The organism is Trichlorobacter lovleyi (assembly GCF_015239775.1).
Taxonomy (GTDB): Bacteria; Desulfobacterota; Desulfuromonadia; order Geobacterales; family Pseudopelobacteraceae; genus Trichlorobacter; species Trichlorobacter lovleyi_B.
Genome location: NZ_CP058409.1, coordinates 2,499,725 through 2,512,514, shown reverse-complemented (window position 1 = coordinate 2,512,514; position 12,790 = coordinate 2,499,725). Strand labels below are relative to the sequence as shown.

Here is a 12,790-nt window from a genome sequence, read left to right as displayed (position 1 = left end):
ACGTGGTTATGTGCTTGCTTCACAGTCCTTTGCGTTATTGGCTGGGAGTCTTGAAAGACGGTTCAGAGTAGTAAGCAATCTTTTCGCCTGATTTATTGAATGCCTCGACATCCCAGTGATAAACCGTAGCAGCTTCGATGTCTTTTCCAAACGTGAACTCAGGACTTGCAGTTTTTTCGTGTCCAAAATTCCGCTTATCGTTACGCCAATCAACCTTGTATTGGACAGCACCGGGCACAGATTTCCAGCGTAACGTCGGGCGTTTCTCTGCCACAAGGCTCTTGCTGACAGGTGAGATTATCTGCATTTTCAAGTAATGGATGATTGCTTGCTCTTCAGTTTTCGATTTCCCATCGTTCTGTATATGAATTTGTCCACCAAAAGCTCCCCAATATTTTCCAGTGTCACTGCAACAATCATCCTTGGGGTCGAGTGATGAATATATTTCATAATCTCCGGACGCCAAGTTGGCTTGAATTGCGTATTGGTCGCCTTTTGAAACGATAATTGTGTGTTCAGGTTTAGGAGGTGGGCCGTCATGTACGACTTTTCTTATGGAAATGTAGACGGGGTATTGTGGCTCAGCGGAGAAACGGATTTTAGCACTATGGTCGTAAACGAATTTCCCGTTTTGGCCGGATGGCGCAAGTTTAACTGTCTTGCCGGACATGGTAAGCCATAAGAATAAGTCTCGATCAAAGGCAGCTATAAATGTGGGAATTACCCAAACCACTACGAGTACAACAACAATGACAGCCAGTACCTTGTTGTTTATCTTCTTTGTCAACACTGACTGCTGTTGCATCAAGGGTTGCGATGGCATGTAAGGCTTCTGTTTGATTGCTTCCAAGATTTTTGTGAAGCGATAAAACTGAATGGCGTAAAGCGATCCGAAGAGAACGAGCAAAAACGGAATAATGAAGCCAAGCTCCGATTTTGCTGGGGAGTTGGTAATAAATGCAGCAGGGAAAATGAAAGCGAAAAGCAAGGAAAACCAGTTAGCATAACCAGTTACACTTATTTCAAGTCGATCACGATCAACGCGAATCAAACCATGCATCACAGGCGTGTAATGAAAAAATCTGAAACTGATCATTTTTTCTCTGAAAGCTATTAAATCTTCGCCAATAGGGGCAAATACTATGGGTGTAGTTATGCCTTGGCTGAACTGATTTGTAAGGTCATCGGGAGATAAACAAGGTGTTTCAACAATTGAGACGGTTTTTTTGAAAAGTGGTATCCCGTTCAAAAAATAAAATGGTAGCCATCGACTGTTCAACACGGTCTCAGCAATAGCCACAACCACCAATATTATTATCGATACTTCCATTAATTCTTTTCCTCGCATAACTAGTTATTGAGCGGTCAGCTCGTAGCATCTAATAATAGATGTTTGTTTATAATAGTATATGCCAGCATCTAATATTAGATGTCACACAGGTTTATAGTATTAGATGCTTTAGTGCTTTTAACTACTCATCAGTCGCATCTAATACTATATGCTTTTCCAAGGTGGTCCCTTTGATTCTGTCATATTGAATGAACCACAGTTTTGCCTGTGCATCCCATGTGCCACGGGCAGCCTTTGCCTGATTCTTGAATACTGTTTCCGCATAAGCGATGCGTACCTGAGCCAGTTCTTCATCTCGGTAGCGTGGCCCAGATGGTGTCCACGGCTTTGTTTCGACAATAAGCACGAATAGTTTTTATTCGTGTGCAGGTTGCTTCGTCATAACGGTAACGAACGCACAGCATTTTCTTGCCGTATTCTACCATCAGCCGCTTTGTGCCGTTTTGGCCCAGTTTGAATTGTACTGTTATTCCTGCTTGTTACAAAAAAACTGTAAAATTTCTTTACACCCTGAAAAAGCGAAGACCCCGCCTGGTGGGGCGGGGTCTTGGTGTGTAACGCTATCTGCTGTCTGTAGGCGCCGGGTTCGCATGTGCGATCCTCGTTTATGGTGTAGGGATAACGGCTTGTATAGTCCAGCCAGGTCGGGGCTGTCCAGTAAAAACTGCACCCCGGCAAGGCGTTGACAGACTGATACTGCGGCTCCTGGTGCAGCGGAGCCGGTGCCGCACCTTGAGGCTAGTTCCGGTAGCGTTTGACCGATACCAGCAGCAGGGCCGGTAGAAAGATCAGAAACGCCAGTACAATGGCGGTCATGCCCAGCGACATGACGGCGCCGATGCTGAAGACCCCCTGGTGGCGGGCCACCATCAGGGCGCCAAAGCTGAACAGGATGGTCAGGGCGTTCAGGAAGACCCCCTTGCCGGCGCTGCTGGTGGCCACCTCTACCGGTGATTCCTCCCCCTTCAGGTGGCGGCTGATGATGTAGATGGCCGAGTCGATCCCGACCCCCAGCAAGAGCGGCATGACAATGATGTTGGCCACATTGAACTTCAGGCCGAACAGCCACATCCCCCCCACCATCAGCAGCAGTCCCACTGCCAGCGGGGCGACCCCCAGCAGGGTGGAGCGCAGGCTGCGGAAGGCGATCAGCAGGATCAGCACCACCCCCCCCAGGGCATACAGGAAGGCCTGCAGGTAGGAGAGTTTGAGGATCTTGAATGATTCATAGACGCTGACCGGTTCGCCGGTGGCGTGGGGATCAACGGACTTGATCTGGGTAACGAACTCCGCCAGCGGTTGTTCGTTGAAGATCTCCTTTTTCGGGGCGATCTGCAGCAGCAGACGGCCATCCTTGCCCACAAAGCGCTGCTTCAACGCCTGGGGGACATCCGCCTCGGTCACGGCACGGGCCTGCAGGCTCTCCTTCAGCAGCTTCAGCTTCTCCGGCAGCGGGGCAAACATGGCTTCCTGCATCTCCCGCAGCATGGTCAGGGCGTTGCCGTCCTTTTCCTTTTCCAGTCCGGCAAAGAACGTATCCAGGGTCTTCAGGAAGGCGGCTATCGGTTGCGCCTCGGGCAGCTTGCGGCCCTCAAGGTTAAGCTTCAGTTTTTCCACCCGCTCACGGAAGCCCTCAAAGATGGCCGGCAGCTCCATCACCCGCAGGTTTTCCTCATAGGGCACCGGCTGGACCTTTGCCATGATCTGTCTGATCCGCTCCAGCTCGGCCAGCTTTTCCGGTTGCTGATCAGGCACCAGGGCCGGCAGGGAGACCACATGGTCCACACTGGGCAGCGCCTCAAAACGTTTGGTCAGCCTGAGCGCCTCGTCACGGTCCCTGGCCATGGAGACCCCGAAGTAACCGGAGTTTTCCTTGCTCTTCATTAGTTTGTAGGCATAGGTGACCGACTCCAGCCCCTTGGCCTGCAGATTGAGCATGTTGAAGTCAAACGGCACGCGGGTCAGGGCGGCCGTGCCGGCCAGGGCCAGCAGGGCGGTGGCAGCCACGATCAGGCCGGGCCGGGCAAACAGCCGCTGCAGGGCCGGTTTACGGTTGTGGGGGACCGGCTTGAGAGCTGCGGAGTCTGACTCTTTGTGCAGCATGACCAGCATGGCAGGCAGCACCGTAAAGGTGGCTGCAAAGCAGACAAAGACCCCCATCGCGGCGATCAGCCCCAGCTCGGCAATGCCGCGGAAGTCGGTCAAGAGGAAGGTCAGGAAGGCCAGGGCGGTGGTGCTAAAGGCCAGCAGGACCGGGCGCAGGTTGGAGCTAAGGCTCTCCTGCAGCGCCGTGGCATAGTTGTCCTGCTGAAGCAGCTCCTGGTGGCGCAGCACCACCTGAATGCCGTATTCCACTCCCAGCCCCAGCAGCATGACCGCAAAGGCCATGGAGAGGATGTTGAGGTGGCCGACAAAGAGGGTTGCCAGGCCAAAGGCGATGCTGATGGCGATCAGCAGCGCCACCATGGCGGCAATGGTGTTTTTGACCCCCCGGAAGGCAACCAGCAGCAGGATAACGGTCAGCACCAGCGACAGGATCGAGGCGATGGTCATGTCATTCATACTGGTGGCCATCTCTTCGTATTCCAGCACCGGCACCCCGGTGATCCCGGCGCTAATCCCCTTGAATTCCGGTTTCTGACGCAGGATATTCAGCTCTTCCCGTACCTTTTTGATCGCCTTTTCAGCCGGTACAAAGCTGTCGGTCTCCTTCAGGGGGCGGATGGCCAGCACCTGCTGCCTGCCGGCGTTTTCCAGGGCAGAGGGCTTGTCGGCGCTGCTGCCGGACAGGAACGAGTCCATGGAGAGGGCGCTCTTTTTGCCGTCAAACCCGGCAAAGCCTTTGTCCAGCGTGCCCAGCATGAAGGTCAGGCGCTGCAGCTTGTCAGGCGTCGGGGCCTTGAGGTAGTCGTCGATCTGGTTGGTTAAGGAGCTGAACAGGGTCTGGATCGATGGGGCTGCTGCCAGATCCTGCAGCACCGGCCCTGCCAACTCAAGGGTGCTTCGCATTGCCTTCAGCTCATCAAGGGAGCTGAAGAGCAGGCCGTTCTGGCGGAAGTAGGGCATGCCGCCGGGGTACAATACCTCCAGAAACAGGCGCTTTTCCTGGGTCAGCCGTGCGTAGAGGGTGTCGCTGAAGCGGCTGACCAGGGCCGGATCAGCCCCTTCAATCACCACGGCGATCTCTTCCTGATCGCCAAAGGCCGCGCGGTAGGCCTGGTAATCCTGCTGAAACGCCGCATGCCGGGGCATCAGGTCATCACGGCCGGTCAGAAACTCCAGCTTTTGGGAGGTGTAGATAATTGACAGAACGGCCAGCAACAGGGCAACGGCCAGCACGATGCGGGGATGGCGGATGATAGCGCCAAACAGACGGGATGCGGACATCGGGATACTCCAGGTCAGGGTTGTTGGTTGCGCGGTGTCTGTTTTTTCCAGGGGGCGACAAACAGGTAGAGGATTACCAGAAAGGGCAGGGCGGAAAAGGCGGCCTCAAACCTGCCAAGAAAGAGCTGCCAGGTGGCAAACCCCAAAATGGCAATGATGAAACAGATTAACAGGACAGCGGCTGATTTGCTCATGGCCGCAGTGTACTATCATCCGGCTGAAAAGTGAAGCATTGGTGGTATACTGGCAACCATGAACAGAAAACCTGAAACGGCATGGCATACCCTGCGAGGGGATGAGACCCTCCGGCTTCTCCAGAGTGACCCGGATAACGGTCTGTCGCACGCCGAGGCCGCAATGCGGCTGGAGCGGGACGGCCGCAACGAGCTGCTTGAACAGGGGGGCAGAACCCCCTGGCAGATCCTCTGGGAGCAGTTTACCTCCACCATGGCCCTGATCCTGACCGCAGCTGCGGTGGTTTCCGGCCTGGTGGGATCATTCAAGGATGCCGCCACCATCTTTGCGATCGTGATCCTGTTTGCGCTGTTGGGCTTTGCCCAGGATTTCCGTGCCGAGCGGGCCATTGCCGCCCTGAAGCGGATGGCGGTGCCGCTGGTGCGGGTACGGCGGGATGCCGTGGTGCAGGAGCTTCCTGCGCTGCAGCTGGTAGCGGGCGATATCGTGCTGCTGGAGGCGGGCAGCGTGGTCCCGGCGGACTGCCGTCTGCTGGAGGCCCACGGCCTGCGGGTGCAGGAGGCGCTCCTGACCGGCGAATCAGAGGCGGTGGAGAAACAGACTGACCTGATTGCAAGCGCTGAGCTGCCGCTGGGTGACCGCCGCAACCTGCTGTTCATGGGCACCCTGGTCTCGGCCGGCCGGGCCGTGGCACTGGTGGTGGCCACCGGCATGCAGACCGAACTGGGCAACATCGCCACCATGCTGCAGCAGGTGGGGCAGGAATGGACCCCGCTGCAGAAACGGCTGGACCGGCTGGGCAAGGTGCTGGCCGTGGTATCCGTTGCTGTTGCAGGTCTGATCTTTGCGGTGGGTATGCTGCGGGGCGAGGGATTGCGTGAGATGCTGCTGCTGGCGGTCAGTGTGGCGGTGGCGGCCATCCCGGAAGGACTGCCGGCAGTGGTCACCATTACCCTGGCCCTGGGGGCCCAGCGGATGCTGAAACGGAATGCCCTGATCCGGCGTCTGCCCGCCGTGGAGACCTTGGGATCGGTAACGGTGATCTGTAGCGACAAGACCGGTACCCTGACCCAGAACCGGATGACCGTGACCGGCCTGGTGAGTACGGATGCACTGCTCCGGGCCGGGGAGGAAACCGCTTCAGACCGCTTGCTGCTGCTGATCGGCACCCTCTGCAATGATGCGCTGCTGAAGGTCGAAAACGGGGAAGAGCTGGTGCTGGGCGATCCGACCGAGGGGGCGCTGGTCTCTGCCGCCGCCGTCAGCGGGCTCTATCGCAGCGAGCTGGAGCAGGGGCTGCCCCGGATTGCCGAGATCCCCTTTGATTCCGTTACCAAGCGGATGATTACCGTGCACCGGATTGCAGCGCCACCGGCTGTCCCCTGGCTGCTGGAACCGTTGCCAACGGGCGGCACGCTGCTGGCCGCCAAAGGGGCACTGGACAGTGTGCTGGGGCTGTGCAGCGGGCTGCTGCTGCAGGGCAGGCCGGAGCGGTTGACGCACCAGCATCACGAGGCCTTGCAGGCAGCAGCGGATCACTTTGCCGCCGAGGGGCAGCGGGTGCTGGCCCTGGCCCTGCGGGTGCTGCAGCCGGGTGAAGATGACCGTTTGCAGTCGCTGGCACAGGGGTTTACCTGCATCGGTCTGGTGGCCCTGACCGACCCGCCCCGGCAGGAGGCGCAAGCGGCGGTGCAGCGCTGTCTGACCGCCGGGATCAGGCCGGTCATGATCACCGGTGACCATCCCCTGACCGCCCGTGCCATTGCCCGTCAGGTGGGGATTGATGATGCGGGCGGCGCCCTGACCGGAGTTGAGCTTGACCGCTTAAGCCCGGAGCAGTTCGATGCGGCGGTGGGACAGGTTTCGATCTATGCCCGGGTGGCGCCGGAACACAAGTTGCGGATTGTGGATGCGATCCAGCGCAGCGGCGGTGTGGCGGCCATGACCGGTGACGGGGTCAATGATGCCCCGGCCCTGAAAAAGGCCGATGTGGGGGTGGCCATGGGCAAGGTCGGCACTGACGTGGCCCGGGAGGCCTCCGAGATGGTGCTGCTGGACGACAACTTTGCCACCATTGTGGCGGCGGTGGAGGAAGGCCGCACCATTTACGACAACATCCGCAAGTTTGTGGTCTTTTCCGTGGCAGGCAACACCGGCAAGATCCTGGCTGTGTTGATCCTGCCGTTTCTGGGGTTGGGGATGCCGCTGACACCGCTGCAGCTGTTGTGGCTGAACCTGCTGACCGATGGCCTGCTGGGGCTGGGGATGGGGCTGGAACGGGCTGAACCGGATGTTATGGGGCGTCCGCCGATTGCACCGGACAGTCAGATCTTTGATGGCCGCACCATCCGCTATGTCCTGCTGACCGGCAGCCTGATCGGCGGTTCCTGCATGCTGGTTACCTGGTTCACCTGGCAGTCAGGCGGTCCCTGGCAGACCGTGCTGTTTGCCTCGCTGGCCTTGGCCCAGATCGCCCAGGCCATGGGGCTGCGTTCCTTCCGCAGCTCCTTCCTGCAGATGGGGCTGTTCAGCAACCTGCCGCTGCTGGCCATGGCCGTCTGTGTGCTGCTGCTGCAGGGGCTGGCAGTCTACCTGCCGCAGTTGCAGGGCTTTTTCCGTACCACCGCCCTTACCTGGGAGCAGCTTGGGTTGGTACTGTTGCCGGCAGTGGCGGTGTTTTTGTTGCTGGAAGGGGAGAAGTGGGCCGGACGTTTGGGTAGGAGGTCCTAAAAAAACAGGGCATCCGGATTGGATGCCCTGTCTGGTTTTATACCACCCTAATTACGGCAACGACGGCAGTTCAATCCCCGCCATTTTCTGCACCATCCGCACCACCTGACAGCTGTAGCCGAACTCGTTATCGTACCAAACGTACAGCACGCAGCGGTTGCCCTGCACGATGGTGGCCAGTGAGTCAACCACGCCGGCATGACGTGAGCCGACAAAGTCGCTGGAGACCACCTCCGGTGAGACCACATAATCAATCTGGTTCTGCAACGGTGAGTTCAGGGCGGTATCCCGCAGGAAGCTGTTCAGCTCCTTGACCGTGGTCTCCTGGCCCAGTCCCAGGTTCAGGATCGCCAGGGAGACGTTGGGGGTCGGCACCCGGATGGCATTGCCGGTCAGCTTGCCGGCCAGGTCCGGGATGACCTTGGCAACGGCCTTGGCAGCGCCGGTCTCGGTGATGACCATGTTCAGCGGGGCACTGCGGCCGCGGCGTGAACCTTTGTGGTAGTTGTCGATCAGGTTCTGGTCGTTGGTGTAGGAGTGGCAGGTCTCCACATGGCCGTGCTGGATGGTGAAGCGGTCATGGATCGCCTTCAGCACCGGCACAATGGCGTTGGTGGTGCAGCTGGCAGCGGAGAAGATGGTCTCGTTCTCAACGATCAGTTCGTTGTTGACCCCGGCCACCACGTTGGGGATATCTCCCTTGCCCGGGGCGGTCAGGATCACCTTGCTGATCCCCTTGGCCTGCAGATGGCGGCCCAGCCCTTCACGGTCGCGCCACTTGCCGGTGTTGTCGATCAGGATGGCGTTGGAGATGCCGTAGGCGGTGTAGTCCACATTTTCAGGGGCATCGGCGTAGATGATCCGGATCATGTTGCCGTTGGCGATGATGGCGTTTTCTTCCTCATCCACGGTGATGATGCCGCTGAACTGGCCGTGGATCGAATCACGGCGCAGCAGGCTGGCACGCTTGATCAGGTCGTCGGCGCTGCCCTTACGCACTACTGCAGCCCGCAGACGCAGCTTCTCGCCGCTGCCTGATTTCTCAACCAGCAGGCGGGCCAGCAGACGGCCGATCCGGCCGAAACCGTACAGGACGATATCCTGCGGCTCATCCAGCAGGGTGTGGCGTCCGGTGTTGACCGTTGCCAGTTCGGCGGCAAGGTAGTCGCTGATACTGGTGGGTGCCTGCTGGTTGCCGAAGCCGACGGCAAGTTTGCCGATATCGATCCGGGCCGGGGCCAGATCAAGCTGGCAGAGCGCCTCGACAATCGGCAGGGTCTTGTGGGTGGAAAGCTCTTCATCGATGATCAGACGGGCAAAACGATGGGCCTTGAGGATGTCGATGGTGGTGCTGTGCACCAGTGAACGGCCGTAGACCGTACAGACAATATTCCGTTCGCGGTAGAGCTGGCCAACCAGGGGCAGAATCTGCTCTGCCGCCTCTTCCAGCCCCTGCCATTCCTTCAGGTGGTCTTCCTGTTTGCTTTTCATACCATGTACCCCTTGGTTAAAATAAAAACTCCTCATCATCTGCCGAGTCAACGGATCTGTCAAGTGGGCGCCGCATTTTTTTGCGGCAGGCGGTTAGCGTTCCTGCAGCACCTGCCCCCGGCTGACAAAGGAGATCCCCTGGCCTGAGGTGGCGCCGATCATGACCGCCTCAATCAGCGGTGCGCTGATGGGGCGCGAGGCCTCCCAGCGGACAATGAATTTGGGGGCGAACCCTCCGCTGGTGTCCTTCTCTTCCAGATGCACATAGCTGGAGGCCAGTGGTGCCAGGCTGAGGGGGGAGGGGGCATAGCGGCGGATCAGCCGGCCGTTGTGGTCGTGGTAGTCAATGGCGGTCACGGTCATACCGGCGGAAGGGTCGGTGTTTCTGACCGTCAGGCTGATGGCCAGGTTGTACGGGTTGGCCCGTGGTCCGGTAAAGACATGGGAGTAGGCCGGGACATAGACGGTCTGTCCCCGTGTGCGTTGGGGCTCTGCGGACCAGCCTGGGACGGCCGACAGTGTCAGGCAGAAAATACCGGCGGCAACGAGGGACAACAGTCGATTCAGAAAGGACATGGGTACTCTCCTGATGTTGAGATACTGATTGGCCGCTAAAGACCGCAAGGATCGCAAAGAATTTAAACCGTTATGAACAGGCTTGCAACAGAGCTGCATGGAAGGTCTGGAACTGTTGTCAGCCCGCTGTTTTTTGTTTCTTTGTGTCCTTTTGCGGCAAACTGATGATTTCAAGGCGGCTCCATTTTGAAGGTCAATGAAGATGACGCCTTGGTCTGGAACAGGAGGTCAGTTTACAGGGGAATGGCCAGCAGGGCAATCAATGTCAGCAGGGTGTACAGAATATAGAGGTGCAGATGGCCATGCTGCAGGTGGCGCAATGGGGTCAGTTTTTGATTGGCCCAGGCCAGGAACGGCAGATAGACCCGCTCCAGTACCGTCTCGGGCAGGTGGCTTGCAAAGCTGGTGGATGGCGGGAACGGTCCGCTGACCTCCGGCTGGTGGCAGTGGGGCCGCAGGATGCCGGCAAACAGGCTGACCAGGATGTCGGCAAATGATGAGGCGCTGTACTGCATCCGGCTGGTGGGGGCCAGATAGCCGCAGCCCCAGGTTTCACTGGCCGGATCGCTGCTGCGGCGCTGGCTGATCCGGTAGAAAAGGGCAATCGCCAGAAGCAGGGCAAGCCCCAGCAGGGTGACCCAGCCCAGTGGTGCTGCAACGCCAAGCCGCAGCTCTGAGGCTGCCAGGCCGGGATGCCAGGCGATAACGGCACGGTCCAACAGCGGCGCCAGCAGGGCCGGCAGCAGGCCGATGCTGATGCAGGCCAGCGCCAGCAGCGCCATGGGAAGCTTCATGCTGCTGCCGGCTTCGTGGGCCCGGGCGGCCTGTTCAGAGCGGGGCGTCCCCAGGAAGACCACCCCAAAGACCTTGACAAAGCAGGCCACGGCCAGTCCGCCCACCAGTGCCAGAAACGGTGCTGCCAGGGCAACCGCTGCAGCACCGCTGCCCTGCATGGCGCCGTTGAACAGACCCAGGTAGATCAGCAGCTCACTGACAAAGCCGTTCAGGGGCGGCAGGCCGCAGATGGCAACAGCGCCGATCAGGAAAAAGCAGGCGGTCCAGGGCATCCGGCGCAACAGACCGCCCATCCGGTCGATCTCTCTGGTGCCGATGGCATGGATCAGGGAGCCGGCCCCCAGGAACAGCAGCGCCTTGAAGAGGGCATGGTTGATCACATGCAGCAGTGCCCCTCCCATCCCCAGCAGGATCAGCAGGTTTGATCCGTTTGCGGCGCCGATCAAAGCCACCCCGATGCCGATGCAGATGATGCCGATATTTTCAATGCTGTGGTAGGCCAGCAGCCGTTTCAGGTCATGCTGGCCAATGGCAAAGGCCACACCGACGACTCCTGAGATGACCCCCAGGGCCAGGAGGGTGATGCCCCACCAGAGCGGGACGGCGTTAAAGAAGGAGAGGGTGCGGATCAGGCCGTAGATGCCGATCTTGAGGATCACCCCGGACATGATGGCCGAGATATGGCTGGGGGCGTTGGCGTGGGCGCCGGGGAGCCAGATATGCAGCGGCATGATGCCGGCCTTGAGGCCGAAGCCCAGCAGGGCAACCAGTAGCGCTGCCGTTGCCAGGGGGGCTGCGCCGTCAAGGCTGCCGGCCTGTGGCAGCAGAAAACTGCCGGTCCGGGCCGCCAGCAGGGAAAACAGTGCAAACAGCGCCAGGGTGCCGGTATGGGTGCAGATCAGGTAGAGGCTGCCTGCGCTGCGCACCTCGGCGTCATCGTCGTTGGTGGTCAGCACAAAGTAGGCCGCCAGGGCCATGATCTCCCAGCCGATCAGAAACAGGCCCGCTGAACGGGCCATCAGCACCCAGAGCAGCGCTGCCACCAGCAGCCCGAAGAAAAAGGTGAGCTTGCCGGCAGTGCGGGAATGTTGGTTGGCCGGCCAGTAGCCCAGGCTGTAGATGCTGCAGCTGCAGGCCACCAGCAGAATCGGAATCACGAACAGGGCTGAGAGGGGGTCAAGCCCCAGCAGATGCGGGCCGAAGGGAAGCGGGATGGTCACGCTGTAAGCGACGGTGCGGCCGGAAAGCAGGGCGCTGATTGCAGCGCCAAGCCCCAGCAAGGCGGCAGCGCTGATCAGGGTGACGGCCAGACGCTGGGCAGCGACCGGGGAAAGCAGCTTTAACAACGCTGGCAGACCGGACAGGGCGGCAAGCAGCACCGCGCTGATCAGCAGCAGTGTTGGATCAAGCCCCCCGGCTGCGCAGCTCATGGGCTTGCCTTGCCGATCTCGCTCTCAATCTGGCGCAGGGTTGCCAGAATCAGCTCCGGCCGGCAGGAGTTCTTTAGGGCCTGACGCAGGCGCTCATCCCGCAGGGCATAGGCCAGCTTTGAGAGCAGGTGCAGGTGGGTGCGTACCGTGGGGCTGGTGATGGTGAACAGGATCTGCACCGGTTTGCCATCCATAGCCCCGAAGTCGACCGGCTGCGCCAGAAAACAGAGCGATACCCTGGGCACCGGCAGACGCAGCAGCAGCGGGTTACGGACATGGGGGATGGCGATGCCGTCACCTACCGCCGTGGTACCCATCGCTTCCCGGGCCAACAGTACCTGCAACACAAAATCAGGGTCAAGTTCTTCGGGCAGATTGAGCAGATCCACCACCTGCTGCAAGACGGACTGCACATCGCTGCCGCTGACGTTGCAGTGAATCCCGCCCGCCTCCAGGGCCTGGCTCAAGAGCGGTAGCGGCCGGGTATCGTCGCTGTCGTCAAGTTCAAAAATGGCCGGATCGACCTTGATGCCCCGCTCAGTGGCCCACTCCAGCAGATCAACCCGGTTGATATGGTAGTCCCCCCGGATCTGTTCAGCCGGCAGTTTGTCGTTCCTGATCCAGCGCAGGACGGTTTTTTCATCCACATGCAGGGCCTGAGCCGCGTCGGCTGCCTTGAGTTGCATAGTTGGGAGTGCCTTTCAGTGAGTGTGCAATAACGTTGTTTCTGCAGTGGCAATGGCCAGTTAACAGGGCCTGGCAAAAAAATATACCATGTTCTTTCCGGATGTGGTATAGAAAAACCGCTTTTGCTAAAACGCTGTCTCTGTATGAA

General features: G+C 59.1%; 8 protein-coding genes. 1 reads left to right on the top strand and 7 read right to left on the bottom strand.

Features of this window, described 5'->3' with window-relative positions:
* Positions 1–34: 34 nt before the first annotated feature.
* The 3 genes from FY034_RS11580 to FY034_RS11570 form a co-directional block, all read right to left on the bottom strand.
* Positions 35–1,330 carry a hypothetical protein gene (locus FY034_RS11580; RefSeq protein WP_265550690.1) on the bottom strand — a complete coding sequence of 432 codons (1,296 nt, stop codon included), beginning with the start codon at positions 1,328–1,330 and terminating at the stop codon, positions 35–37.
* 759 nt (positions 1,331–2,089) lie between these two features.
* Positions 2,090–4,738, bottom strand: a complete 2,649-nt coding sequence (locus FY034_RS11575) for an MMPL family transporter (RefSeq protein WP_265550688.1) — start codon at positions 4,736–4,738, stop codon at positions 2,090–2,092.
* A gap of 14 nt (positions 4,739–4,752) precedes the next feature.
* Entirely contained in the window at positions 4,753–4,932 is a 180-nt protein-coding gene (locus FY034_RS11570) for a hypothetical protein (RefSeq protein ID WP_265550686.1), read from the bottom strand.
* 58 nt (positions 4,933–4,990) lie between these two features.
* On the opposite strand from FY034_RS11570, the gene FY034_RS11565 reads away from it, so the two are divergent.
* Positions 4,991–7,663, top strand: coding sequence for a cation-translocating P-type ATPase (locus tag FY034_RS11565; RefSeq protein WP_265550684.1), 2,673 nt, complete (start codon positions 4,991–4,993; stop codon positions 7,661–7,663).
* 51 nt (positions 7,664–7,714) lie between these two features.
* On the opposite strand, the gene FY034_RS11560 is transcribed toward FY034_RS11565, so the two are convergent.
* From FY034_RS11560 to FY034_RS11545, 4 genes are all read right to left on the bottom strand, one after another.
* Positions 7,715–9,154 (bottom strand): glyceraldehyde-3-phosphate dehydrogenase, encoded by a 1,440-nt coding sequence (locus tag FY034_RS11560; RefSeq protein WP_265550682.1) that lies wholly within the window; start codon positions 9,152–9,154, stop codon positions 7,715–7,717.
* A gap of 93 nt (positions 9,155–9,247) precedes the next feature.
* Positions 9,248–9,730, bottom strand: coding sequence for a DUF3124 domain-containing protein (locus FY034_RS11555; RefSeq protein ID WP_265550680.1), 483 nt, complete (start codon positions 9,728–9,730; stop codon positions 9,248–9,250).
* Between the two features lie 233 nt (positions 9,731–9,963).
* Positions 9,964–11,955 (bottom strand): proton-conducting transporter membrane subunit, encoded by a 1,992-nt coding sequence (locus FY034_RS11550; RefSeq protein WP_265550679.1) that lies wholly within the window; start codon positions 11,953–11,955, stop codon positions 9,964–9,966.
* On the bottom strand, positions 11,952–12,641 hold the full coding sequence (locus tag FY034_RS11545; RefSeq protein WP_265550677.1) for a PTS sugar transporter subunit IIA: 690 nt from the start codon (positions 12,639–12,641) through the stop codon (positions 11,952–11,954). Before FY034_RS11545 ends, FY034_RS11550 begins: the two co-directional genes overlap by 4 nt.
* Positions 12,642–12,790 lie beyond the last annotated feature (149 nt).

Bases quoted from the DNA above. Each gene is read 5' to 3' on its own strand.
- FY034_RS11570 (WP_265550686.1), bottom strand. From the start codon at position 4,932: ATGAGCAAATCAGCCGCTGTCCTGTTAATCTGTTTCATCATTGCCATT.
- FY034_RS11545 (WP_265550677.1), bottom strand. From the start codon at position 12,641: ATGCAACTCAAGGCAGCCGACGCGGCTCAGGCCCTGCATGTGGATGAA.
- FY034_RS11580 (WP_265550690.1), bottom strand. From the start codon at position 1,330: ATGGAAGTATCGATAATAATATTGGTGGTTGTGGCTATTGCTGAGACC.
- FY034_RS11555 (WP_265550680.1), bottom strand. From the start codon at position 9,730: ATGTCCTTTCTGAATCGACTGTTGTCCCTCGTTGCCGCCGGTATTTTC.
- FY034_RS11560 (WP_265550682.1), bottom strand. From the start codon at position 9,154: ATGAAAAGCAAACAGGAAGACCACCTGAAGGAATGGCAGGGGCTGGAA.
- FY034_RS11565 (WP_265550684.1), top strand. From the start codon at position 4,991: ATGAACAGAAAACCTGAAACGGCATGGCATACCCTGCGAGGGGATGAG.
- FY034_RS11550 (WP_265550679.1), bottom strand. From the start codon at position 11,955: ATGAGCTGCGCAGCCGGGGGGCTTGATCCAACACTGCTGCTGATCAGC.
- FY034_RS11575 (WP_265550688.1), bottom strand. From the start codon at position 4,738: ATGTCCGCATCCCGTCTGTTTGGCGCTATCATCCGCCATCCCCGCATC.